The sequence below is a fragment of the Marinimicrobium locisalis genome (assembly GCF_039822625.1).
GTDB lineage: Bacteria > Pseudomonadota > Gammaproteobacteria > Pseudomonadales > Cellvibrionaceae > Marinimicrobium > Marinimicrobium locisalis.
In genome coordinates this window covers 1-25,409 of record NZ_JBDLLG010000016.1, presented here as the reverse complement: position 1 = coordinate 25,409, position 25,409 = coordinate 1, and the positions used below count along the sequence as shown (strand labels likewise).

The 25,409-nt window shown below is 58.5% G+C and carries 15 protein-coding genes and 1 tRNA gene; 14 read left to right on the top strand and 2 right to left on the bottom strand.

Going from position 1 to position 25,409, the window contains the following annotated elements:
• Positions 1 to 42: 42 nt before the first annotated feature.
• Together AAE514_RS11295 and AAE514_RS11290 are read left to right on the top strand one after the other, a co-directional pair.
• Positions 43 to 1,599 carry a tryptophan halogenase family protein gene (locus AAE514_RS11295; protein WP_347331647.1) on the top strand — a complete coding sequence of 519 codons (1,557 nt, stop codon included), beginning with the start codon at positions 43 to 45 and terminating at the stop codon, positions 1,597 to 1,599.
• Entirely contained in the window at positions 1,596 to 3,179 is a 1,584-nt protein-coding gene (locus AAE514_RS11290) for a tryptophan halogenase family protein (RefSeq protein WP_347331646.1), read from the top strand. Before AAE514_RS11295 ends, AAE514_RS11290 begins: the two co-directional genes overlap by 4 nt.
• Positions 3,180 to 3,218: 39 nt before the next feature.
• On the opposite strand, the gene AAE514_RS11285 is transcribed toward AAE514_RS11290, so the two are convergent.
• The gene (locus AAE514_RS11285) at positions 3,219 to 3,956 is read right to left on the bottom strand and encodes an NUDIX hydrolase (RefSeq protein ID WP_430623897.1); all 738 of its coding nucleotides are present in this window, start codon (positions 3,954 to 3,956) and stop codon (positions 3,219 to 3,221) included.
• A 570-nt stretch (positions 3,957 to 4,526) separates the two neighbouring features.
• Here AAE514_RS11285 and AAE514_RS11280 point away from each other — a divergent pair.
• The 5 genes from AAE514_RS11280 (at position 4,527) to AAE514_RS11260 (ending at position 13,783) form a co-directional block, all read left to right on the top strand.
• Positions 4,527 to 7,844 (top strand): TonB-dependent receptor, encoded by a 3,318-nt coding sequence (locus AAE514_RS11280; RefSeq protein WP_347331644.1) that lies wholly within the window; start codon positions 4,527 to 4,529, stop codon positions 7,842 to 7,844.
• Positions 7,845 to 8,010: 166 nt separating this feature from the next.
• Positions 8,011 to 9,546, top strand: a complete 1,536-nt coding sequence (locus AAE514_RS11275; RefSeq protein ID WP_347331643.1) for a tryptophan halogenase family protein — start codon at positions 8,011 to 8,013, stop codon at positions 9,544 to 9,546.
• Positions 9,539 to 10,996, top strand: a complete 1,458-nt coding sequence (locus AAE514_RS11270; protein ID WP_347331642.1) for a tryptophan 7-halogenase — start codon at positions 9,539 to 9,541, stop codon at positions 10,994 to 10,996. The genes AAE514_RS11275 and AAE514_RS11270 overlap by 8 nt, the downstream gene beginning before the upstream one ends.
• 46 nt (positions 10,997 to 11,042) lie before the next feature.
• Entirely contained in the window at positions 11,043 to 12,554 is a 1,512-nt protein-coding gene (locus AAE514_RS11265; protein WP_347331716.1) for a tryptophan halogenase family protein, read from the top strand.
• A gap of 17 nt (positions 12,555 to 12,571) precedes the next feature.
• Positions 12,572 to 13,783, top strand: a complete 1,212-nt coding sequence (locus AAE514_RS11260) for a hypothetical protein (RefSeq protein WP_347331641.1) — start codon at positions 12,572 to 12,574, stop codon at positions 13,781 to 13,783.
• A gap of 87 nt (positions 13,784 to 13,870) precedes the next feature.
• Here the strand turns inward: AAE514_RS11260 and AAE514_RS11255 are convergent.
• Positions 13,871 to 13,957, bottom strand: a tRNA-Leu gene (locus AAE514_RS11255).
• A 435-nt stretch (positions 13,958 to 14,392) separates the two neighbouring features.
• Here AAE514_RS11255 and rnr point away from each other — a divergent pair.
• From rnr to AAE514_RS11220, 7 genes are all read left to right on the top strand, one after another.
• Complete coding sequence (gene rnr / locus AAE514_RS11250; RefSeq protein ID WP_347331640.1) at positions 14,393 to 16,978, top strand: ribonuclease R; 2,586 nt, start codon at positions 14,393 to 14,395, stop codon at positions 16,976 to 16,978.
• A 61-nt stretch (positions 16,979 to 17,039) separates the two neighbouring features.
• On the top strand, positions 17,040 to 17,780 hold the full coding sequence (gene rlmB, locus AAE514_RS11245) for a 23S rRNA (guanosine(2251)-2'-O)-methyltransferase RlmB (RefSeq protein WP_347331639.1): 741 nt from the start codon (positions 17,040 to 17,042) through the stop codon (positions 17,778 to 17,780).
• A 284-nt stretch (positions 17,781 to 18,064) separates the two neighbouring features.
• The gene (locus AAE514_RS11240; protein WP_347331638.1) at positions 18,065 to 19,807 is read left to right on the top strand and encodes an IlvD/Edd family dehydratase; all 1,743 of its coding nucleotides are present in this window, start codon (positions 18,065 to 18,067) and stop codon (positions 19,805 to 19,807) included.
• A gap of 138 nt (positions 19,808 to 19,945) precedes the next feature.
• Entirely contained in the window at positions 19,946 to 21,613 is a 1,668-nt protein-coding gene (locus AAE514_RS11235; RefSeq protein WP_347331637.1) for a ribulokinase, read from the top strand.
• Entirely contained in the window at positions 21,610 to 22,302 is a 693-nt protein-coding gene (gene araD, locus AAE514_RS11230; protein ID WP_347331636.1) for an L-ribulose-5-phosphate 4-epimerase AraD, read from the top strand. The genes AAE514_RS11235 and araD overlap by 4 nt, the downstream gene beginning before the upstream one ends.
• Positions 22,303 to 22,331: 29 nt before the next feature.
• Entirely contained in the window at positions 22,332 to 23,834 is a 1,503-nt protein-coding gene (araA, locus tag AAE514_RS11225) for an L-arabinose isomerase (protein ID WP_347331635.1), read from the top strand.
• A gap of 91 nt (positions 23,835 to 23,925) precedes the next feature.
• Positions 23,926 to 25,296: an MFS transporter gene (locus tag AAE514_RS11220; RefSeq protein ID WP_347331634.1), complete on the top strand. Its 1,371-nt coding sequence runs from the start codon at positions 23,926 to 23,928 to the stop codon at positions 25,294 to 25,296.
• Positions 25,297 to 25,409 lie beyond the last annotated feature (113 nt).

The window sequence follows — 25,409 nt, the reverse complement described above, 5'->3', positions numbered from 1 at the left end:
TGAACAGACTTGCCTGACCTGTATTGAGTAAGAGGTGCCAAGATGAGCAAGAGCGTCCTGATTGTCGGCGGAGGAACCGCGGGCTGGATCACCGCCGCCTACATGGCGCGTATGCTGGCGGCGGATACCCCGGGAGGGGTGTCCATTACGCTGGTCGAATCCGAGGAGATCGGTATCCTCGGCGTGGGCGAGGGTACCTTCCCCATTATCCGCAAGACAATGGGCCGGATTGGGCTTGATGAAAGCGAGCTGATCCGGGAGGCGGATGCCACGTTCAAGCAGGGCATCCGGTTCAATAATTGGAAACAGAACCCGGCAGACGCGCCGGATGACACCTATTTTCATCCTTTTCAGGTCTGCTCTCAGCACACAGACATGGACCTTTTGCCCTATTGGTTACTCGGCGTTGCCGGGGATGTGCCTTGGGCGGAGGCGTGTACGGTGCAGGAGCGGGTCGTGGACGCGAAGCTTGCACCGAAACTCATTACCCACCCCAACTACAATGCGCCTTTAAACTACGCCTATCACTTCGATGCCGGGAAGCTGGCTCAGGTCGTGCGTCGCCGGGCGGTGGAGATGGGAGTGAAACGGCTGGTCGACACCATCGATGATGTCAAACTCGACGAAAACGGCGCTATCGCTTCTGTGCAGGGCCGAGCGCATGGCGAGCTCAAGGCCGACCTCTACATCGACTGCACCGGTTTCCGGTCGCGGTTGATCGGAAAAGCTCTGGGGTCGGAGTTTACCTCGTACAAGCATCAGCTCTTCTGTGACCGGGCCGTGGCCATGCAGGTGCCTTACGATCGGCCCGATGAGCCGATTCCCTCCTGTACCTATGCCACTGCCCAGGACGCGGGGTGGACCTGGGATATCGGCCTGCATAACCGCCGCGGCGTGGGCTATGTCTATTCCTCCGATCACTGCAGTGACGAGGCGGCGCTGGAAGCGTTAAAGCGTTATATAGGGCCCGCTGCGGAGGAATTGAAGCCTCGGCAGCTGTCGTTCGAGGCGGGGTTTCGAAAGATTCAGTGGCACAAGAACTGTGTGGGCATTGGCCTGTCGGTCGGGTTTATTGAGCCGCTGGAGGCGACCGGCATCAGCTTCGCCGAAGTTGCCGCCCTTATGCTCTGTAACCTTTTCCCCTGGTCGGGTGATACCGAGCGCTCGGCCAAGCAGTTCAACGACGCCATGACCAAACGCTTCGAGCATGTCATCGACTTTATCAAGCTTCATTATTTCGTGAGCGGGCGAACGGACACCGATTTCTGGCGGGACAACCGGGATCCTTCATCAGCTTCTGATTACCTGAAGGACAAGCTGGAGCAGTGGCGGCACCGGCCCCCTTCGTTTCTCGATATTGACGCCAGCCATGACATCTTTGATGAAAACAGCTGGCAGTACATCCTCTACGGCATGGGGTTTAAAACCGACATATCGGCTCGCGCCGGCGCTTTGCGCTTTTATGACGGCGCCAAGCAGGAATTCGAAAGCATTCGTCAACAGAGTAAAAACGCCCTGAGCGCGGTGCCGACGCATCGCGACCTAGTCAATGAAGTGGTGGCGAGCGGTTTCCGCAAGGCGCCGGGCGGGCGGCGATGAGCGCTCCGTCGGACACCGGTTCGACCCAGCTCGGGGCCGGGGTGAACAGCGTTGTTATCGTCGGCGGTGGCACCTCCGGCTGGATGTGCGCGGCGGCCATTGCCCGCATGGCACCGCCCGATACGTCCATCACGCTGGTGGAATCCGAGGAAGTGGGGGTCATCGGCGTCGGTGAGGCTACCATCCCGCCGCTGATCGAATTCAATGAGTTTCTCGGTTTGGACGAGAACGACTTTCTACGCGAGTGCCAGGGGACCTTTAAGCTCGGGATTGAGTTTGTGGACTGGTTCAAGCTCGGCGATCGCTATTTCCACCCGTTCGGGTTTTATGGGCGCGACACACCGGAGTTTGCCTTTCATCAGTTGTGGCTTCGCCTGAAAGCCTTGTCTGACGAGGGTGAGGCGCCCGCTGACCTTCCAGGGGAGATCAGCCAGTACAACCTCTGTGCGGTGGCCGCCCGCCTTGGTCGGTTCTCGCCACCGCAAGGCGGTGGGGACGCCATTTTGTCTACCATGCGTCACGCCTACCACTTTGACGCCATGCGGTACGGCCGGATGCTCCGCCGCTACGCCGAGCAGAGGGGTGTTCGCCGTGTCGAGGGCCTGGTAGAGCGTGTCGAGCAGCACCCGGATCATGGCACGATTCAATCGGTCACTCTGCGCTGCGGCGAAGTGCTCGCGGGCGACCTGTTTATCGACTGCAGTGGCTTCAGATCGCTGCTGATCGAGGGCGCCATGGGCAGCGACTTCGTGGACTGGAGCCACTACCTGCCCTGCGATCGGGCGATCGCATTGCCCACGACAGGTTCGGGGGCGCCGGATCCGTTCACCCGCGCCACGGCGGATCGGGCCGGCTGGCGCTGGCGCATCCCCCTTCAGGCGCGAACGGGCAACGGTTACGTGTACTCAAGCGCTTTTGTCGATGAGGGTGAAGTGCACCGGCGGCTCGTCGAGGGAGCCGAGGGAGAGGCTCTGGCTGACCCCCGACCGCTGCGCTTTCGCACCGGTCACCGCCGCGCCTTCTGGAAGAAAAACTGCGTCGCCATCGGCCTGGCCGGTGGTTTTATCGAGCCGTTGGAGTCCACCAGTATCCATCTGACACAAATGGGCATTCAGCGGCTGATCAATTTGTGGCCGGGCCGCGGCTGTAACCCCGCGGAGATTGCCCATTACAATCGGGTGATGACCTCTGACTACGAGCGGGTTCGGGACTTTATCGTGTTGCACTACAGCGCCACCGAGCGAGACGATACGGCGTTCTGGCGCTACGTGGGTAATATGGAGATCCCCGATACTTTGGCCGAAAAGCTGGAGATTTTCCGGGGTAGTGGAAGGGTTATTCCCTCGCCGGAAGACTTGTTCACCCCTCATAGTTGGTTGGCGGTTATGCTGGGGCAGGGGGTTGGCCCTCGGACTTATGATGCCTTGGTGGATCGCGTGCCCGAGAGTACGCTTATTCACAACATGGGTCTGCTCAGAGAGGCCGTTGGCAAGACGGCCGCCGCCTTGCCCGCTCATCAGGACTACATCAGACGGTATTGCGCGTCAGATAATGGGTTGAGGGAGTCTTCGGGAGGCTGACCGACGACAGTTGAGCGCCGGCCTGGACAGCGTTCAGGCTCAGAACTCGAAGGAAAAGCCCTTCTCGGTTAGGCGCTCATAGGCGGCGGAGTCGAACCGGTAGAGGTTGGCCGCCCGGTGCGGTACGCCTTTCTGCTTTTCGTTGCAGGGGGCGAGCAGGTTCATTTTCATCATTTTGCGGCGGAAGTTAGGCTTGTCCAGCTTCACATCCAGGATGGCCTCATAGAGCTCCTGCAGTTGCAGCAGAGTGAACTTCTCCGGCAGAAGGTTGAAGCCGATGGGCTCGTGGCAGACTTTGTGGCGGAGAAAGTGCAGCCCATGATCTACAATTTCGGAGTGGTCGTAAATCAGGTCAGGCAAGTCCTGAGCATCGAACCAGACGGCTTCGGTAGTGTTGTGCCCGGCCACGACGGTGTAGTCCTCGGCGCTGATCAGCGCGTAGTAGGCAATGGTTACCACTCGCTCGTTGGGGAAGCGGTCCACCCGGCCGAAGCTTTTCAGCTGCTCCAGGAAGAGGTCGCGCATGCCGGTCAGCTCTTCCAGCAGGCGGGCGGCGGCGTCGCGCAGGTTCTCTTCGCGGTGGATAAAGCCGCCCGGCAGTGCCCAGTGCCCCTTGCCGGGGCCAACTTTGTGTTTGACCAGAAGGATCTTGAGTTGGCCATGATCCAGGCCGAATATCACGTTGTCGATGGACAGCCCCGGAAGCACGTCTTCGGGCTGGTTCAGCGGCTCGACCCGACTGTGTGGTCGCTTGGAGGGCGATTTATTGGTGGCCACGGCGCACATCCCACTGTTTGAGTTGTAAAAGTTGGCGATCTTCCGAAAACAGCCGTGATTCTCTCAGAACCCGGCGCGCTAATGGAAGCGGCGATTATAGCGATGCTGACCATAAAGGTCGAGCCTTGGGCGATATTTGTATGATATATCCGTGTGAGTGCCGGCTGCTCTTGCGTGCCGCCAAGTTGGTCTACAATAAATTGTGGAATAGATGTTATGCAAGACGCCATATTTTCGTCTAATTTACTATTTGACTATTAGTTGAACATGATGCACTATCAAATTAGTGGTCTGAATGACTATTACGGGGGTCGAGCCGTCACTAGTGGCAGTTATGGTCTACGCTGATAAATGTCTGCCGTAATGGTATTCAGGTACTATCCTGGCCCCTGGTCAGGTAATACCAATAATTAGGTGAGTGTTAACAGGTAGTCTCCCTGCGTGAGACGTTTGGGAAGCTACCGGTCGATGCTGTGTTACATAATAACAACGGGGTAAAGCGCTATGGTTTATCGCGACAACGTTAAGAAAGGTGTCACTTTTAAAAAGTCGATGCTTGCCATGTGTGTTATGGCAATGGGATCCCCTTCCCTTGCGCAGGATGCGTCTGAACAACAACCGCTTCTGGAAGAAATCGTCGTAAGCGGCGTGCGCCAGAACCTGGAGAATGCCCAGGACATCAAGCGTAATGCAGACACCTTTGTGGATGCGATTTCCGCCGAGGACATTGGTTCCCTGCCGGACCGCAGTGTGCTCGAAGCCATGCAGCGTATGCCAGGTGTGTCCATCGAGCGCTTCCAGGCGCCCGAAGACCCGGACCACTTCGGGGTTGAGGGCAGCGGCGCGGTTATCCGTGGCATGAGTGCCACGCGAAGCGAATTCAACGGCCGCGACTCCTTCACCGCCAACTCTGGTCGGGGCCTGAACTTCCAGGACGTGCCGCCCGAGTTGATGGCCGGCGTGGACCTCTATAAGAACCAAACGGCCGACATGATTGAAGGCGGTATTGGTGGTACCGTAAGCCTGCGTACCCGCAAGCCATTCGATCAAGACGGCCAGATGATCGCCTTCACCGGCGATGTTTCCTATGGCGATTTGGCTGAAGAAGGGTCTCCGACCGTTTCCGCGCTATACAGCAACCGCTGGCTGACCGACGACCTGGGTGAGTTCGGTTGGTTAATTAACGCCTCTTACTCCGAGCTGATCGGCGAATCCAACGGTATTCAGAGTGACGCCTTTGTTAAATACAACGCCGACACTCTGGGCGCGCCCTCCAGCGTAGCCGACGCCGACAACCAGGTGTGGATGACCAACGGCTCCAACTTCTTTACCAAAGAAGATGACCGCGTCCGCAAGGGCCTGGCAACTGCTTTCCAGTGGTCCAGCCCCAACGAAGAATGGGAAGCCACCGCCGAATTTATCCGCTCTGACGCCCGTCTGAGCTGGAAAGAGAATGCCATCAAATATCAAGGTGGTTACGGCGAAGAGAATGACGACGGCTCGGTAAGCACAACCCGTCGTGCGCGCCCCTACCCGGGCACCGAGTTTGCCTTCGATGATATGGGCATCTTCGAATCCGGCTACATTACCGATGGCGGCGGCTGGCGCGGCGGCGAAGGCCGAGTGCCCCGCGGTTGGGACGGCGAAGGCGATGTGCCGGAAGATTATGTCACTCAGAATGACTACTTCGGTCAGAAGTATCAGGCGGATACCCGCTACAAAGATACCCATACCATTGTTGATGACCTAAGTCTCAACGTGAAGTGGGTCCCGAGCGATGCCTGGGAATTCGAAGGTGACTTCCAGTTGGTGGAAGCAACCACCGAAGATGACGACCTTCAGGTTGCCAACGGTTTCTACGCCCTGCAGAATTTCGATATGTCGGGCAACGACACGCCTCGCTTGACGGTAATTGAGCCTTGGGACGGTCGTCGGGACGCCAATCCCGAGTACTACAGTGAAGACTTCCCGGGCTTCTCCAATGATCCCGCTGGAGATAGTAACTACTTCCAGGACCTGGACTCCTACTGGTGGCGTTCGGCGATGGACCATTACGAGCGTTCAGAGGGTGAGTCAAAAGCCGTGCGTTTTGACATGACTCACTACATGGACGATATGGATTTCTTCCGTTCCGTGAAAGCCGGTGTGCGCTTTGCTGACCGCAACCAGATTGTTCGTACCACCCCCTACAACTGGGGCAGTATCGGTGCGGAATGGGGCCCCAACGGAGGTGATGGCGCCATGTGGCTGTCTGAAACCGAAGAGTTGCGGGATGCCTACGAGTACGTTGACTGGTCAGACTTTCACCGTGGCGATGTGGTAAATATCCCCGGTGACGGTTTCATCTTCCCGACCGAAGACTTCCTGAAGGAAGTGATTGCCGGTCGTACCGTGCCGCAGAACAACCCCGGGGCGGAAGGTATTTGGGATCCGGCGGACGAGCGCCCTGAAGCGGTCAATGGCACTTACTTTTCGGAAGCGGAAATTTACGACACTACCGAAACCAACAAAGCGGCTTATGTTCGTTTGGACTTCGGTTCTGATGCCACGGCCTACCGGTTCTCCGGTAACGTGGGTCTGCGTTACGTTGAGCTGACTCGCGATGCTAAGGGCTCCATCCAATACCCCGATTTGATTGGTCAAGAACCTCCCGCTGGGGCCCCCGAAGATTTGTCGGACAGCGGCGCGATCCGCAAGTGGGCGGAAGAGGAAGTAGGCCCGTTTGATCCGGCGCTGTTCCCGAGCGAGCAGGATTGGTTGGACGAAGTGAACCAACTGATGTCTTACTCGCGGGATGCCAACAACTGGCTGTCGGACACGGAGAAGGCATTTGGTAACAACGTGGATCAAGAGCAAGAGAGTTCCGCGAGTTGGGACGGCGTTCTGCCGAGCTTGAACTTGAAGGTCGAGCTAACCGATGACCTGATTTCTCGCTTCGCGGTGGCCAAGGCCATTGCGCTGCCGGATATGTCGGAAGTGCGTAACCAGGCCGTACTCGGTAATCGCCAGCTGGTGGTGACCCGGGAAACCGACACCAGCGAAGTGGTTGAGCCCGGTCCGGTCGACGGCGGCACCAATATTGTCGACGTCAACGACGTGATTTGGACAGGCAATGGCGGTAATCCGGCTCTGCAGCCGATGGAGTCCATTCAGTACGATGTGTCCCTGGAATGGTACTTTGCGCCGGTCGGCTCCCTGACGGCGAGCTTGTTCTACAAAGACTTGAGCAACTTCTTTATTGAAGGGGCGCTGCCCAGAACCTTCACCAACCCGGAAAGCCAGGTGAGCCAGACAGTGGACTTCACCACCACCCGTAACGGTGAAGAAGGCAAGATGCAGGGTTTCGAGATTGCCTACCAGCAATTCTACGATATGCTGCCTGAGCCCTGGGACGGCTTCGGTGTACAGGCGAACTACACCTTTATTGACTCCGAGGGCGTACCGAACTTCTCCGGTAGCGGCATCGCCACCGAAGCCGAAGGTGAGGATCCGCAAGAAACGCCGCAGCCCGGTCTGGAAGTGGTTGACCTGAGTCTGCTCGAAGGCTTGCCGCTGCGTGGGCAGTCCGAGCACACCGCCAACCTGGTGTTGATGTACGAGAAAAACGACTGGGCGGCCCGTCTGGCCTACAACTGGCGCTCCAAGTACCTGGTGACCACGCGTGATGTGATCAGTGGCCAGCCGATTTGGAACGACGATGCAGGCTTCCTGGACGGTTCCGTGTCCTACAACCTGACCGACGAGGTCACTCTCGGGTTGCAGGCCACTAACTTGCTCAACACTGAGACGAAAACGCTGATGACACTGGACGAACACGGTCGCGAGACCGGTCGCTCCTGGTTCGTTAGTGACCGTCGCCTGGCCTTCACAGTGAAATACGTCTACTAAGGCGGATTGATCTGGAGCCAAGAAAGGCGCAACCTTCGGGTTGCGCCTTTTTTTTATGCGCGCTTTAGTGTTCTAATCTTGTAGAACGGCCGTAGGACAATAAAGCTCATGATCAATAACGCTGTAATCAATAAAAAGCGCAGCCCTCACACACGCAGAGGCGCCCATGGCGACCCCGTTCGATAAGCGCATCGTCATTGTCGGAGGTGGCACCGCTGGGTGGATGACGGCGGCCGCTTTTTCGCGCCTGCTTCCCTCGGGTTGCTCGGTCACGCTGGTGGAATCCGAGCAAATCGGCACCGTCGGCGTGGGGGAGGCGACCATTCCTCATATCCGCTACTTCAACCAGCTGCTGGGCATTGACGAGCGGGAATTTATTGAGGCGACGCAGGCGACTTACAAGCTGGCGATTGAGTTTGTCGGCTGGGGTGATGCCTCGAGCCGATACATGCACCCTTTCAGTGCCTTTGGCTCGGACCTGGGAGGTATCGATTTTCATCACCATTGGCTCGCCGCCCGCAAGGCGCTGCCCGACCGGAACCTGGACGCGTTTTCCCTGGCGGCTCAGTTGGCGCAAGCTGACCGCTTCGCTCCGCCACCCCCCGATCCCGATTTGGGCTACGGCTATGCGTTTCACCTGGATGCCTCGCGCTACGCGATGTTTTTACGTCGCTACGCGGAAAAGCGGCATGTAACGCGGCGCGAAGGCAAGGTGAGTCAGGTGGACCAAACCCCCGAGGATGGGCGAATTGAGGCGGTGGTACTCGAGTCGGGGCAGCGGGTTGAGGGCGACCTGTTTATTGACTGCTCCGGCTTTCGTTCACTCCTTCTGGGCCAAACGCTTGGGGTTCCATTTGAAAGCTGGAAGCACTGGTTACCCTGTGATCGGGCGGTGGCAATGGCCAGTGACCCCCTGTCCGTACTGCCTTCGTATACCCGTTCGACGGCCACGGCCACCGGTTGGCAGTGGCGTATTCCGTTGCAGCATCGCACCGGTAACGGTCAAGTGTACGCCAGTGATTGCCTCAGCGACGATGAAGCCTGTGACCAGCTGCGCCACTCGCTCAACAGCGAGCCCCTCTCGGACCCGAACCTGATTCGTTTTGAAGCGGGGTGCCGGGCTCACAGTTGGGAGAAAAACTGCCTCGCCATTGGTTTGTCCAGTGGCTTTCTGGAGCCGTTGGAGTCCACCAGTATCTACTTGATCCAAATGGCGATTGTTAAATGCCTGGAGTTTTTCCCGGCGGGAGACGATCAAACGATGAGTCGGGACGCGTTTAACCGCTGGATGGGGTTGGAGTATCGGCGGGTGCGGGATTTCCTGATCCTGCACTACCACCTAAACCGGCGCACCGACTCCGCTTTCTGGCGGCACTGCGCGTCGATGGACATTCCAGAGAGTTTGAAACAAAAAATCGAACTGTTTCAAGAGTCCGCCACCATCGAACATTATGAACAGGGGCTGTTCGCGCAGCCGAGCTGGTTAGCGGTGTATCTCGGCCAGGGAGAGCTACCCACCGGCGTAGACCCGCGGGCCTTGGCGGCGCCGCAAGCGTCCGTCGTTCAAACGCTCGAAGCCATGGCGACGCGCCTGCACCAGCTGGCCCAAGGGGCCCCCTCCCACCGGGAGATCATCCGCCGTGGTGGATTGACCCGAGAGCCTGCCGCCGCAATGAGCCTGTACGGAGAACGCCATGGGTAAGCCGTCCTCTGCGCTTCAACGAATTGTGGTCGCGGGCCACGGCCTTGTCGCCGCTGGTGCCGCTGTCACCCTGGCCCGTTTTTTGGGGCCCTACGCCTGCCAAGTGATCTGGGTGTGTCCCGAGAGCGGAGACGAACCTGAAAGTGAGGGCGTCGAAGTGGCTGATCCCGCCCTTGGCCGTTGGCTGTCCATGGTGGGCTACTCGGAAGCCGAACTGGTTCGGGCCTGTCAGGGGCTCTACTCTTTGGGGACGGAATACCGAACCGACGATGGACACTTTTTTCTGCCCTACGGCACCCACGGCATTCGCCCTTCGCCCGCGCCGTTCGAGCAGGAGTTTTTCAAACGGTTTGACGGAGCGGAGCAGCGGGCTTTTTCCAATCATTTTTTGGCCACCCAAGCGGCGCTTAGAGGCCGATTTGATTTCCCGGTGGACGACCCACGCTCGGCAAAGTCCACCCTGCGCTATGGTTTGCACCTGGAGCGCTCGGCATTGGCACAGTGCCTCGGCGAATACGCTCGGTCCCTTGGGGTAGAGTATGTGCCGTGCAAAACGCTGCAAGCCCATGGGGACGGTAAACGCGGTATCGAATACCTGAGTCTGGATGACGGCAGACAAGTCACCGGCGACTTCTTTGTGGACGCCACGGGCGCCCCGGCGCGGTTAATGGGCGCAACGCTCGGTACGCCCTTCGAGCGGAGCGAGTCTGCCCCCTGGCCCTACCGGCTGACTTACCGCGAACCACCGGAAACCCCCTGGCAGCCCCGCGCGCAAATGGTGCGCGAGCCTTGGGGCTGGCGTCGTCGCGCTGGCTTGCAGGACGGTGTCGTGGTGGATTGCTGGGTGCGGGACGAGGCGGGCTTGAGGACCCTTGAGCGGGAATTGAGTACCAACGGTATCACGTACGCCCTCCAGACTCTCGAAACCGGCGCTCGCTCCCATGGTTGGGTTAATAACTGCCTGGCGTTGGGACGTGCCGATGCGCAACCCGGTGAGCTGGTGCTGTCCGAATGGTTTTGGGCCTCCCGCTGCCTTCTGCTGTGGTTGGAACTGTTGCCGGATACGGCCGGCCGCCCCTCGCTGAGGGCCGAGTACAACCGTCGCCGGCAAGGGCTTTATGACATTCTGAATGAATTGCACTGGATGCACGCCGCGAACATTGAGTGCGACCAGGCAGCTCTGCCCGAGTCGCTACAGTGGCGCCTGTCGGTATTTCGCCACTTCGGTCGCCTCTGGCGGCGCGACGATGAGGTGCTTGGCGACGAAGCCTGGGTTGCTTTGGCGTTGGGCCTGGGCTGGCACCCGCAGGGCTATGACGTCGCCCTGGCGGAAATGGACGCGGAGCGCTTGCAACAAAAACACGACACAATTTATCGGACGCTGGTGAAGGTGGCCGAGGGTATGCCGACACTGACGGCGGTTTTAAAAAGCTCCGAGAAGGAGCTCTGACAAAGAGCCCTGACAAGGGTTTAGGCAACGAGGTTAAAAGGCTGTGATGACGGATAACCGTATTCGAAAAGTATTGATCGTCGGCGGGGGCACCGCGGGTTGGATGGCTGCCGCCGCCTTGGCCCGCGTGCTGAAAAACCAGTATTGCGACATTCAGTTAATTGAGTCCGATGCCATTGGCACCGTGGGCGTGGGTGAGGCGACCATCCCACAAATCCAGCTGTTCAACCAAATGCTCGGGTTGGATGAGAACGAGTTTATCCGCAAAACCCAAGGGACCTTCAAGCTTGGTATCCAGTTCGTCAACTGGGGCCATATTGGCGAAAAGTACCTCCATGCCTTCGGCGGGGTCGGTAAGGATATGGAGGGGATTTCCTTCTACCACTACTGGCTAAAAATGCACCAGGCCGGCGAAGCGTCGGATATTGACCAGTACACACTCAACTGCCTGGCGGCCGAGCAGGGGCGCTTTATGCGGCCCGTGGATGCGGGCAACTCGCCCTTATCGGATATTGCCTACGCGTTTCACTTTGACGCCACGCGCTATGCCATGTTTTTGCGAGATTACGCCATGGAGCGCGGCGTGCGCCGGCGTGAAGGTAAAATCGTGGACGTACAGTTGAACTCGGATGACGGTTTTATCGAATCGGTCACTCTGGAAGATGGCGACACCGTGGACGCCGACCTGTTTATTGACTGCTCCGGCTTCAAAGGCCTGTTGATTGAACGGGCCCTGAAAACCGGCTACGAAGACTGGAGCCACTGGCTGCCCTGTGACCGGGCCGTGGCGGTGCCCTGTACCAAAGTCGCCGAGCCCACGCCCTACACCCGCTCCACGGCGCACCGAGCCGGCTGGCAGTGGCGCATCCCCCTGCAACATCGCACCGGCAATGGCCACGTATACTGCAGCCAGTACATCAGCGACGATGAAGCCACCGACGTGCTGCTGAACAACCTGGACGGCGAGCCCCTGGCAGAGCCGAAGCTGTTGCGGTTTACGACCGGCAAACGCAAGCGTTTCTGGAACAAAAACTGCGTGGCTCTGGGGCTGGCGAGCGGGTTTATGGAGCCGCTGGAGTCCACCAGTATCCACTTGGTGCAGTCGGGCATCGCCAAATTGATGAGCCTGTTCCCCAACCGATACTTCGACCGGGAAGACATTGATGAGTACAATCGGCAAGTCAATTTCGAATACGACCGTATCCGGGATTTTCTGATCGCGCACTACAATATTACTCAGCGGGACGATTCCGAGTTCTGGAATTATTGTCGCACCATGGCTATTCCAGAGACCTTGCAGCAGAAAATCGACCAGTACCAGAAAAACGGCCGCATTTTCCGCTTCAACGAGGAGCTGTTCAACGACTTGAGCTGGCTTGAGGTCATGCACGGCCAGGGGCTACGTCCCCGCGCCTACCACCCGTTGGTGGATACCCTGCCGAAGGAAGAAATCGCCCACCGCCTGGAGAACATCCGCCAAGTGATCCACCGTTCGGTAGAGTACATGCCCTCGCACGCCGACTTTATCGCTCGCCATTGCCCCGCCGAGCCACTATGAGCGCCTGAGGAAGCCAAATGAAATTGTTTTTTGTGACCGCCCGCTATGTGCTATCCCTAGGGCTATTTCTTTGCGCGGCCCCCCTTGCCCAGGCGCAGTTTTTGGACGAGTTTGACGGTCAGGCCATTCACCCGGACTGGCAGGCCTTCACCGGTGATGGCAAGGCCAGCGTGGCCTTCGTTCCTCGAGACGGCTACGCCCGGATGCAAATTGATGCCACGGAGGATGCCCATAACGTCTGGTGGTCCATCATCAAGCGCAATGTGGCGCCGCACTTGGACATGGAGCAGCTGGCTCGGCCCGACTATGAGTTGCGAATTGAGGCTCGTATTCGCGTCAGTCACGCACCGCGGCGGGTAAATTTTATGATTAACACCCAACGCACAACCGACTACCACCAACACCTGCGCGAATACGACATCCCGAACACCACCGAGTGGCACACCATCAGCATGACCACGAACGAGTTGGATGCGAAGCCGGGGGATGAGCTCAACGTCCAGCTCAGTGCCACCGACTGGGGGCCGGGGCAATACCACGTGGATGTGGATTACTATCGCGCGGAGGTGGTGCCGGTGGAAGGTGCCAAGCCTGATGTGGGGGAGCCATTGGTCTATCATCCGCCCATCGCGCCGTTGGAGCACTATGCGCATCGCTCGCCCGTCGATCAGGATGTGGTGCTCAACCGCGCCTACCCGGCGGTGAACTTCGATGGCTGGCACACGAAGGAGGATGGAAAGCCCACGCCCGTTCTTACCGTTAGTCATGACCAGTGGCTGCTGTTTCGTTGGAACTTCCCTGACTGGGAAAACGCGCAAGCCAAGGGGGCCGCCGTGCTGGAACTCACCACCCAATCGGTGCAACAGGGAGGAAACTATGTCGCCGCCTACGGGCAAGACCTGGGCGTAGAGTTCGGCAAAATTCGGGTGTTTGAGGTCATAGGTGGCCCGGAGCGGTGGGACCAAAAAGCCATCACTTTCGATAGCTTTACTCAGGGGCAGCCGCTTGAGGCGTTGGTCAACGGCCAAATGGTTTTTGATGTGGCCCCGGCTCTGGAGCAAGGAGGAAAAACCCGCATTACACTATCCCGTCCGGTGATCCAGCGCCTGCTTGACGGCACTACACGAGGCTTGCTGATTCGCCCTCTGGGGGCTCTGGAAGCCACCTTTTACGACAGCCAAGGAGACAGCCCCGAGTGGGCCCCGACGCTGTATTACAACCTTCACTAAGGATGGGAGGGCGCGAAGCGGTAAAGGACCTTGGTCCTCGAGTGGGCATAAAAAAAGCAGAGCCGTTAGGCTCTGCCTTCTTAAATATGGTGCCCAGGAGAGGACTTGAACCTCCACGGCCTTGCGGCCACTAGCACCTGAAGCTAGCGTGTCTACCAATTTCACCACCTGGGCATATAGCGGTCAGCTGTTGTCGCTGAGTTTTTAACGCAGTCTGTGCCGAATTCCCGACACGCTCCGCGTGGTCGCTCCCGGCTTCCTGCCTCCCGCGACACTAGTACTTCCTGTACGTCGTCTACCAATTTCACCACCTGGGCGTCTTGGCTTTTCTCGGCTGTCGTCAGCTGAGGCCGCGCACTATAATGTCAGATGGGAACCTTGTCAACGGTTCGGTTGTCGGATTTTTAGAATTTTTTAAGGGAATTCCGGGCCATCCATGGGTTTATTGGTTTAACTGGCCTATAATGGCCTCGAAAGATCAACTAACGGCCCCTAAATGGGCCCCTTCAACGCCTACCCCTCTTATTCCGATGTCCCTTAATATTCGCGGTAGGCGAACACGAAGCCCTTACCAGGGGCTCACATTTTCCGTTACAGGACAGATACGTTTTGAGTAAAGAGAAACATCCCCAACAGGACCCCCACGCCGAGCGCGAGGCGCAAAAATACGACAATCCGGTTCCGAGCCGAGAGTTTATCCTAGACTTGCTCGAAAGCGCCCCGGGCCCTGTCACCCACCCTGAAGTCTGCGATATGCTGAACATTCAGGATGAAGACCAAGTGGAGGCCGTGCGCCGGCGCCTGATCGCCATGGCGCGCGATGGCCAACTGGTCAGCAACCGGCGCGGCGCCTTCGCCCGCCTGGACAAAATTGATGTCATCCGCGGCCGTGTTCAGGGCCACCGGGACGGCTACGGCTTCGTTATTCCCGCCAAGGGCGGTAATGACCTCTATTTGCACAACCGTCAGATGCGCCGGGTGTTTGATGGTGATGAAGTGCTGGTTCGGGTCACAGGTTCCTATCGCGGTAAGGACGAAGCCGCCATCGTTGAGGTTCTGGCCCGCAACACCCAACAGATCGCGGGTCGCTTCTTTAGGGAAGACGGGGTTCAATTCGTCTCCCCCGAAAACGCTCGAATTACCCAGGATGTGATGCTGCCACCCGGTGCGGAAGGTGACGCGAAACCGGGCCAGATCGTGGTGGTGGAAATTACCCAGCAGCCCGAGAAAAAGCGCCCACCGACAGGCCGGGTGATTCAGGTGCTGGGCGATCACATGGCGCCGGGAATGGAAATTGAGCTGGCGATCCAGTCACACGACATTCCCAGCAGTTGGCCCGATGCAGTGACCCAGGAAGCCAATGCCCTGTCGGACACCGTCCGGGAGGAGGATAAGGTCCACCGTATCGATTTGCGGGATCGGCCCTTCGTGACCATTGACGGTGCCGATGCTCGAGATTTCGACGACGCGGTACTGTGCGAGAAACGCCGAGGTGGCGGCTGGCGCTTGTTTGTGGCCATTGCCGATGTCTCCCATTACGTGTCTTGCCACAGCGCGCTGGACACCGAGGCGAGCAAGCGCGGTAATTCCGTGTACTTCCCCGACTACGTGGTACCCATGCTGCCGGAGGCCCTGTCCAACGGGCTGTGTTCACTGAACCCCAAGGTCGATCGGCTGTGCATGGTCTGCGAAATGAACCTGAGCGCGGAAGGCACCGTCACCGGCTACAAGTTTTACGAAGGGGTCATGCACTCCCACGCGCGCCTGACCTACAACCAAGTTTGGGATATTCTCCAGGCCGAAGGGGACGACGAACACCCCTTGCGCAAGGAGTTCTCCGGCGTCCTTCCGCAGATACACAACCTGCACAAGCTCTACAAAGTGCTGCGCCAGGCGCGGGACGATCGCGGCGCGATCGACTTTGAAACCACCGAAACTCAGATCGTCTTCAATGAAGACCGGAAAATTGACCGCATTGTGCCGGTTAAGCGCAATGACGCTCACAAGATGATTGAAGAGTGCATGCTTTGCGCCAACGTCTGTACCGCCCGCTTCCTGGAAAAGCACAACCTCACCTGTCTGTATCGGGTGCACCAGGGGCCCACGGAAGAAAAACTGGCCAACCTGCGGGAGTTTCTGGGTGAGCTCGGGCTCGGCCTGGGCGGTGGGTCGGAGCCGACCTCGGCGGATTTCCAGGCGCTCATGCAACAGGTGCAAGACCGCTCGGACAGCCACCTGATTCAAATGGTCATGCTGCGTACCTTGAAGCAAGCCGTTTACCAGGTGGAGAACGAGGGCCACTTCGGCCTTGGCTTTGATGCCTACACTCACTTCACCTCGCCCATTCGCCGCTACCCGGATCTGCTGGTTCACCGGGCCATTCGCTCGGTCGTCCGCAGCGAGCGGACCTCAAGCCACGTGGCCCGTGTGGAGGGGGCCAAGCCGTTGTCCGTGAAGGAAATCTACCCCTACGAGACCAGCGATATGGTCGCCCTTGGCGAGCACTGCTCCATGACCGAGCGGCGCGCCGACGACGCCACCCGGGATGTGGTCAGCTGGCTCAAGTGTGAGTACTTGCAGGACCATGTGGGCGAAGTATTCGATGGCGTGGTGGCTTCCGCCGTGGGTTTTGGGCTGTTTGTGGAGCTCAAGGACCTCTACGTCGAAGGCCTGGTACACATCACCGCGCTGCCCCACGACTACTACCGCTTCGACCCCGCGCAGCACCGGCTGGTGGGCGACCGCACCCGGAAGGTGTTCGGGCTCGGAGATGAGTTGCGCGTGCGGGTGGTGCAGGTGGACTTGGACAGCCGCAAAATTGATTTTGAGCTGGAATCCGTAACGGCCACCCGGCGCGGGAAGGGCAAGGCCAACGCCAAGCCACCCGCCGACGCCAAAGGGCAGGGCAAGGGGCAAGGTAAAGCTCAGGCCAAAAATCAGGACAAAAAAGGCGGCGGCAAGCCGGGCCAAGCCCGTAAAGGTCGAGGCCGAGGCCGCGGTAGAGGCCGTGGAGATCAACAGGAGGCAGGCGCTAAGCGTTATGATCAAACACAAGGCTCGAAAACTTCGCAGTCGCCGAAAGCTGGAACAGTTCGACCGCAGGAAAAGGATGTGGCGCCTCAGAGCCGCTCTGTATTTGCGGCGGCGGCAGCTGGTGTCAAAAAAGCGTTGGCTAAATTTAAAAAGAAGAGATAAAGGCTGGTTTGAGAACTTGGGGCCGGTCAACGCCGTCCGCCAACAGGAACAGGATTAGTGGGTGAGTAAGAAAGAATGGGTCTTTGGCCTGCACTCGGTGCAGGCGCTGCTAAAAAGCTCGCCAGAGCGAGTGCTGGAACTGTACTGCTTGCAGGGGCGCGCCGACCAGCGCTTGGGAAAGGTGCTAAAGCTGGCCCAAGGGCAAGGCATTTCTGTGCAGTCCATGGCCCGTGCCAAACTCGATGCCATGGTACAGGGGGAAAGTCACCAGGGGGTGGTAGCGGTTTGCCGCCCGGGCCCCGTGCATGATGAGGCTTTTTTACTTCGTCACATCGAGGGGCTGGACCATCCTCCGTTTCTGTTGGTGCTCGATGGCGTCACCGACCCCCATAACCTGGGCGCTTGCCTGCGCAGTGCCGAGGCGGCGGGGGTGGACGCGGTGATCGCGCCCAAGGACAAATCCGCCGGCCTTAGTCCCGTGGCTCGCAAGGTGGCCTGCGGCGCGGCGGAGGTGCTCCCTTTTGTGCCGGTAACCAATCTCGCCCGCACCCTGAAAAAGCTTCAGGAACAGGGCGTATGGCTGGTGGGGGCGGCCGGTGAGGCCGAGGCCACCTTGTACCAGAGTGACCTGAAGGGCCCCCTCGGGCTGGTGATGGGGGCGGAAGGCGAAGGGCTTCGCCGGCTCACCCGCGAGACCTGCGACTACTTGATCAAAATTCCCATGGCGGGCACCGTCAGTAGCTTGAATGTGTCGGTCGCCACCGGGGTCTGTTTATTTGAGGCCGTTCGGCAGCGGTTGTAAAACCACCGTTTGGCGTATTTTGCCCTCTTTTGAACGACTGTTCGCCCATTTGCTTTCAAAAGATTCTCTATGGGAGGTCTTTAATCATCTTATGATTTTGATGACCATAAGGCGATTTTTGAGCGCCGGTTCGTGAAGTTTCGATGCTCGATCGGCTGATTTTGCCAATAAAAATGTTTTTTACACGATTTTCGGCGCCTGATAGGCGCCGAATTGCTTGAAGTTCTTTGTGGCGGCGAATATATTATAATACTAATAAGGGCCTAGAACTCGAGCTGTCTGCCATGACCGATAATAAACAAGGCAAGCGACCCCTCCGTTCCACCCAGTGGTTTGGTGAGCGCGACAAAAACGGTTTTATGTACCGTAGCTGGATGAAGAACCAGGGCATCCCCGAGCACCACTTCCAGGGCAAACCTGTGATTGGAATCTGTAACACCTGGTCCGAGCTCACCCCCTGTAATGCCCATTTTCGCGACCTCGCCGACCGGGTTCGCCGTGGCATTCTCGAGGCCGGTGGTGTGCCGGTCGAATTTCCGGTTTTCTCCAATGGTGAGTCCAACCTGCGCCCCACGGCCATGCTGACCCGTAACCTGGCGGCCATGGATGTGGAGGAATCCATTCGCGGGAACCCCATTGATGGCGTTGTGCTCATGACCGGCTGCGACAAAACCACGCCGGCGTTGATGATGGGCGCGGCCAGCTGTGATTTGCCGGCACTGGTGGTGACCGGCGGCCCCATGCTCAATGGCAAGCATCGCGGGCAGGACGTGGGTTCGGGCACGCTGGTTTGGAACCTGCACGAGGATTACAAGGCCGGGCGTATTACGCTGGACGAATTTATGGACGCCGAAGCGGGCATGTCTCGCTCGACCGGCACCTGCAATACCATGGGTACGGCCTCCACCATGGCCTGTGTGGCCGAGGCCATGGGCATGTCGCTGCCCGGCAGTGCCGCCATCCCGGCGGTGGACTCGCGCCGTTATGCCAACGCCTACGTCAGCGGTATGCGGATCGTGGAAATGATTAAGGAGGACCTCAAACCGTCCGACATTATGACTCGCGCCTCCTTTATCAATGCCATTCGCACCATCGCGGCGGTGGGCGGCTCGACCAACACGACCATTCACATGAAGGCGCTCGCTCAGCGGGTGGGGGTACCGCTGTCGCTGGATGACTGGCAAACCTATGGCCAACCGGTGCCCACCATTGTCGATCTGCTGCCCTCGGGGCGGTATCTGATGGAAGAGTTTTACTACGCTGGCGGTTTGCCACCGGTGCTGCGCCGCCTGGGCGAGGCGGAACTGCTGGAGAAGGGCGCTATGACGGTGACCGGTAAAACGCTCTGGGACAACAATCGCAGCGCCGAGTGCTTTAATGATGAGGTGATTCGCCCGCTGGATAATCCGCTTTGCGCCAGTGGGGGGATCTGCATTGTGCGCGGCAATCTGGCTCCCCGGGGGGCTGTGCTCAAACCCTCCTCCGCCTCCCCGGAGCTGATGAAGCACCGAGGACGGGCGGTGGTGTTTGAAGATTTCGAGCATTACAAGGCGCGCATTATGGACCCGGACCTCGATGTAGACCGTAACTCCGTTATGGTGTTGAAAAACTGCGGCCCCAAGGGTTACCCCGGTATGGCGGAGGTCGGCAACATGGGCTTGCCGCCCAAACTGCTAAAGCAGGGCGTGACCGATATGGTGCGTATTTCCGACGCCCGTATGAGCGGCACAGCTTTTGGCACCGTCGTGCTGCACGTCACCCCGGAAGCCCGCGAACTGGGCCCGTTGGCGGCGGTCGAGGATGGCGACTGGATCGTGCTGGACGCCGAAGGCGGTGAGCTGCGGGTGGAGTTGTCCGAAGAAGAGTTGGCCCGTCGTCTCGAGCTTGTGCGCCAAAAGCTACCCATCGCTCGGGTCGGGGGTTACATGCAGCTCTATTTGGAACATGTGCTGCAAGCCGACGAGGGCTGTGATTTCGATTTTCTGGTCGGCTGTCGCGGCGCCAAGGTACCCGCGCACTCCCACTGATTCGCAATCGAGCGGCCCCCGCCGTTTCCACTCCCAACCGCCGAAACTCGTTGACAACCAGGCGGTTACGCATATTATAATACAATAAATATCGGCAACGATGCGCCTGCTCGCAGGCCTCAAGAATAAGGTGAATGTATGACGTCTTACGCACTGGGCCTGGATTACGGGTCTGACTCGGTTCGAGCCCTGTTGGTCGACACCGCAAACGGCGAGGAAGTCGCCACCACCGTGGTTCCCTACAAGCGCTGGAACCAAGGCCTCTACTCCGATCCGGCCAAAGATCAGTTCCGTCAGCATCCGCTTGATTACCTCGAGGGCCTGGAGCAGGCCGTCCAGGGTCTGTGGAAGGAAGCGCCCGAGGGGGCGGCCCGGCAGGTGGTCGGCATCAGTTTTGATACCACCGGTTCCACTCCGGTGCCGGTGGACAGCGAAGGCACCGCGCTGGCACTGAAACCCGAATTTGCCGAGAACCCTAACGCGATGTTCGTGCTGTGGAAAGACCACACCGCGATTAAAGAAGCCCAACAGATTACCGCTGCCGCCGAGGCCGCTGAGGTCAACTACCTTAAATATGAAGGGGGTATTTATTCCTCCGAGTGGTTCTGGGCCAAGGCGATGCACGTCATGCGTGAAGATGCCTCCGTTCACCAGGCCGCCTACAGCTGGGTCGAGCACTGTGACTGGATGCCCGCCGTGTTGACCGGCACTACCCACCCGAGCAAATTCCGCGCTGGCCGTTGCGCCGCCGGCCACAAAGTTATGTGGCACGAAAGCTGGGGCGGCTACCCGCCCAACGATTTCTTCACCGGCCTGGATCCGGTACTGGACGGTCTGCGAGATCGCCTGCCCGCCGACACCTTTACCTCCGCCGAAAGCGTGGGTCCGTTGAGCGACGAGTGGGCCGATAAACTGGGCCTGCCCGCGGGCATTCCCGTGGGCTTCGGGGCTTTTGACTGCCATATGGGTGCCGTAGCCGCGAACGTAAAACCGGGGGTACTCACCAAAGTGATGGGCACCTCCACCTGCGACATCACCGTGGCCAGCTATGAAGACATTGGCGAGAAGTGCATTCGCGGTATCTGCGGCCAGGTGGACGGTTCGGTCATTCCGGGCATGGTGGGTCTGGAAGCCGGTCAGTCGGCCTTCGGCGACCTCTACGCTTGGTTCCGCAACCTGATCAACTGGCCGGTTAACAACCTGCTGGCTACCACCGACAAGCTGGATGAGTCCACCCGCCAGGCACTGGTGGAAGAGATTGAAGATAAGACGTTGGCCGCTCTGGGCGCGGAAGCCGATCAAGTGCCCGTGGGTGCCAATGGCATTACCGCCCTGGATTGGGTCAACGGCCGCCGCACGCCGGATGCCGACCAGACCCTGAGCATGGCCATCAGTGGCCTGAAAATGGGCAGCCAAGCACCACAGGTATTCCGCTCACTGGTGGAAGCCACTGCCTTTGGTGCCCGCGCTATTATTGAGCGTTTCAAAAACGAGGGTGTGGATATCAGTGCCGTGGTGGTGATCGGCGGTATTTCTAAAAAGTCCGACTTTGTCATGCAGGTCTGTGCGGACGTTTGGAACTGCCAGATCGACGTACTGGAAAGTGAACAGAGCTGTGCCCTGGGCGCGGCAATTTTCGCCTCCACCATCGCTGGTGTTCACGGCTCTGTGGAAGAAGCGCAAAAGGTCATGGCCTCGCCGGTTTGCAAAACCTACACCCCGGATGCCGGCAATGCCAAGCAGTACGACGAGCTGTATCAGAAGTATCAGGCTCTGGGAGCCTTTGTAGAAGGAGATCGCGCATGAGTTACCGTGAACTCAAAGAGCAGGTGTACGAAGCCAACATGCAGTTGCACCACCGCAACCTGGTGGTCTACACCTGGGGCAACGTATCCCAGATCGACCGCGAGAAGGGCGTCGTCGCCATCAAACCCAGCGGTGTGGCCTATGAAGACATGAAGGTGGACGACATTGTGGTCGTCGACCTGGACAACAATGTAGTGGAGGGTAAGCTGCGCCCCTCCTCGGACACCAAGACCCATACCCACCTGTATCGTCACTTTGCAGACATCGGCGGCGTGACCCACACCCATTCCACCTACGCCACGGCCTGGGCCCAAGCTCAGGAGCCGATTCCCTGCCTGGGCACCACCCACGCGGATTACGCTTACGGCGATGTGCCCTGCACCGCAGTGATGAGCGACGCGCAAATTGAGCGGGATTACGAAGAGGAAACCGGCGTTCAGATTACCGATTGCTTTAAAGACAGAAACCCGGTGGAAACGCCCATGGTAATCATTGCCGGCCATGCCCCCTTTACCTGGGGCAAAAACGCGGCGCAATCGGTTTACCACGCGGTGGTACTGGAAGAAATGGCAAAAATGGCCTACTTGACCCGCACCTTGAAGCCCAACGTGCAACCGCTCAAGCAAGCCATAGCGGACAAACACTACCTGCGTAAGCATGGCAAAAACGCTTACTACGGGCAGAACTGATTTAACTTGATATTTTGCGGGATACAGACATGAAAACTTACGGTAATAAAGAAATTTGGTTCGTCACCGGCTCTCAGCATCTTTACGGCCCCAAAGTCCTGGAACAAGTAGCGGCCAACAGCCAGGAGATTGCCGACGGCCTGACCGGCTCGGACAAAATCTCCGCCAAAATCGTCGCCCAACCGACGGTGAAAACCCCGGATGAAATTCTGGATGTTTGCTTGCGGGCCAACAACGACAGCAACTGTGTTGGTCTGATTCTGTGGATGCACACCTTCTCTCCGGCGAAAATGTGGATCGCCGGCCTGAAAGCCTTGAACAAGCCCTACATGCACCTGCACACCCAGTTCAATGCCGAGTTGCCCTGGGCCGACATCAACATGGACTACATGAACCTGCACCAGAGCGCCCACGGTGACCGCGAGTTCGGCTATATCGGTACCCGCCTGCGTCAGGAGCGTCGCGTTGTGGTCGGGCACTGGAAGCAGGATCGCGTTCAGCAGGAAATCGACGACTGGCTGCGCGTGGCCATGGGCTGGAACGAGTCACAGGGCCTGAAAGTGGCTCGCTTTGGCGACAACATGCGTCAAGTGGCGGTTACCGAAGGTGACAAAGTTGCCGCTCAGATTCACTTCGGCTATGAAGTGCATGCTTTTGGTTTGGGCGATCTGGCTGAAATCGTGGATGCGGTGAGCGAGGATGATGCCAACGCTCTGGTGGACGAATACCTGAAAACCTACGAAGTGGCCGATGAGGTGCTGAAAGACGAGCACCAGATGGCGATGATCAAGAATGAAGCCCGTCTGGAACTTGGCATGCAGCGCTTCCTGGAAAAGGGCGGCTTCAAAGCCTTCACCAACAACTTTGAAAATCTCACGGGCCTGACCGGCCTGCCCGGTTTAGCCACTCAGCGCCTGATGGCCAAGGGCTACGGTTACGGTGGTGAAGGCGACTGGAAAACCGCGGCCATGACCCGCATCGTGAAAGTGATCAGCCAGGGCAAAGAGGGTGGCACTTCCTTTATGGAAGACTACACCTACAATCTGGGCACTCGCGATCAGGTGCTCGGCGCCCACATGCTGGAAATCTGCCCGAGCATTGCGGCGGAAAAACCGCGTCTGGAGGTGGCTTTGCATACCATCGGCATTCGCAAAGACATCGCCCGTCTGAAGTTTACCGGTAAGCCCGGACCGGCCATGAACATCACCACCGTGGACCTGGGTACCCGGTTCCGCATCGTGGTGAACGAGCTCGATACCGTTGCGCCTCCGGCCGACCTGCCGAACCTGCCGGTGGCCTCCGCCTTGTGGGAGCCGCGTCCGAACCTGGGTATTGCCGGCGCCGCCTGGATTCACGCCGGTGGTGCGCACCACAGCGTTTACAGTCAGGGTGTCACCACCGAGCAGATCATCGACTTCGCTGAAATGGCGGGTGTCGAGGCCGTGGTGATCGACGAGGACACCAAGGTTCGCAAATTCAAAGACGAACTGCGTCAAAACGCCGCTTACTACCACTTGAAGCAAGGCGTGTAAGGCTGAACAGCCGGCGAGTGTCTTCGGGCACTCGCCGGTTTTTTCTATCTGGGCCACTCCACTATAAAATCACCCAAAAGGCTGCCCGATTATGAAAACGAATAAACTGACGCTTCTGGAGAAAGTGGGCTTTGGTAGCGGCGATACCGCCGTGAACCTCGTGATCTCCTCGATGTTCCTGATCGTCTCGTATTTCTATACCGACATTTTTGGTCTAAAGCCCAGCCATATGGGTATCCTATTTTTGGTGGCCCGGCTGGTGGATGCGGTGACCGACCCGCTGATGGGCTTGATTACCGATAAGGTTAACACCCGTTGGGGGCGCTACCGTCCTTACTTCCTGTTCATGTCGATTCCCTTCGGCCTGTCCATCTTCCTGATGTTTTCCACACCGGACTGGAGCTACAACGCCAAGCTGGTCTGGGCCTACGCCACTTACATCCTGGTAACGGTGATGTTCACCTCCGTGACCATTCCCTATATCTCCCTAATCGGTGTACTGACGCCGGACCCGAAAGAGCGATTGTCGGCCAACGGCTACCGATTGTTTTTCGCCAAGGTGGCGGCCTTTCTGGTCACCATCATTGTGCCCATCATGGCCGAGAACTGGGGCGATGGCGATCTGGCGGTCGGTTACCAGGCGTCTATGGGGCTGATGGGGATTCTGGGCACGGCGTTGCTGCTGTTCTGCTTTTTCACCACCACCGAGCGGGTGAAACACCAGGTGCAAGATAAAACCCTGGGCGAGCAGTTCAAAATTCTGATTAAAAATGACCAATGGTTGATTCTATGCGCCGTCTGTTTCACCGGAACGCTCGGATACGTCGTCCGAAGCTCCGTCGCCGCGTACTACGCCAAGTATTACTTGGGCGCCGACGCCACAATGCTGTCCGCTTTTATGACCACCGGGGTGACCGGGGCGCTTCTGGCGATGATCGCCTCGACCTGGATCACGAAGCGCTTCTGTAAGATTCAGCTCTTCCGCTGGACTCAGCTCGCCGTTGGCGTTCTGAGCGTGATCATGTTCTTTGCCGTTCAGCCCGGTGATGTCTGGTTGGCATTTGTTCTTTATTTCCTGATTTCCTTCGTGGTGGACTTGCACGCGCCCGTCTTCTGGAGTGCCATTGCCGAGTCCGTGGACTACGGACAGGCCAAGACCGGCAAGCGCGTCTCCGGCCTGGCATTCGGCGGTATCAGCTTTTTCCAGAAAGCGGGCATGGGCGCGGCCGGTTTTATCGTCGGCCTGCTGCTGACCTACTTCAACTATGAAGCCAACGTTGAGCAGAGCCCGTTCACCCTGACCGGTATTGCACTGATGTTGTCCGTCATCCCCGGCGTGTTCCACGCCATCATGGGCGGGCTGATGTTCAAGTACAAAATCACCGATAAGTACTACGAGGAAATGAAGCGGGACAGCCTGCAGGATACGGCTCTGGCCGACGCAGATCCCAACGTTTCATAGATTGGTTGCGGCGGGCGCGGTGTATGCCGCGTCGCCCTACTGTAAGCGACGTAGGGCGATGAGATGGTCTCCTCCCCTCTTTAACCGGCATCGCGATGTGCCAAGATAGGGAA

Coding starts and splice junctions, on each gene's coding strand:
- araD (WP_347331636.1), top strand. CDS start 21,610: ATGAGTTACCGTGAACTCAAAGAGCAGGTGTACGAAGCCAACATGCAG.
- AAE514_RS11220 (WP_347331634.1), top strand. CDS start 23,926: ATGAAAACGAATAAACTGACGCTTCTGGAGAAAGTGGGCTTTGGTAGC.
- AAE514_RS11265 (WP_347331716.1), top strand. CDS start 11,043: ATGACGGATAACCGTATTCGAAAAGTATTGATCGTCGGCGGGGGCACC.
- AAE514_RS11270 (WP_347331642.1), top strand. CDS start 9,539: ATGGGTAAGCCGTCCTCTGCGCTTCAACGAATTGTGGTCGCGGGCCAC.
- araA (WP_347331635.1), top strand. CDS start 22,332: ATGAAAACTTACGGTAATAAAGAAATTTGGTTCGTCACCGGCTCTCAG.
- AAE514_RS11295 (WP_347331647.1), top strand. CDS start 43: ATGAGCAAGAGCGTCCTGATTGTCGGCGGAGGAACCGCGGGCTGGATC.
- AAE514_RS11280 (WP_347331644.1), top strand. CDS start 4,527: ATGGCAATGGGATCCCCTTCCCTTGCGCAGGATGCGTCTGAACAACAA.
- AAE514_RS11240 (WP_347331638.1), top strand. CDS start 18,065: ATGACCGATAATAAACAAGGCAAGCGACCCCTCCGTTCCACCCAGTGG.
- AAE514_RS11275 (WP_347331643.1), top strand. CDS start 8,011: ATGGCGACCCCGTTCGATAAGCGCATCGTCATTGTCGGAGGTGGCACC.
- AAE514_RS11290 (WP_347331646.1), top strand. CDS start 1,596: ATGAGCGCTCCGTCGGACACCGGTTCGACCCAGCTCGGGGCCGGGGTG.
- AAE514_RS11260 (WP_347331641.1), top strand. CDS start 12,572: ATGAAATTGTTTTTTGTGACCGCCCGCTATGTGCTATCCCTAGGGCTA.
- AAE514_RS11235 (WP_347331637.1), top strand. CDS start 19,946: ATGACGTCTTACGCACTGGGCCTGGATTACGGGTCTGACTCGGTTCGA.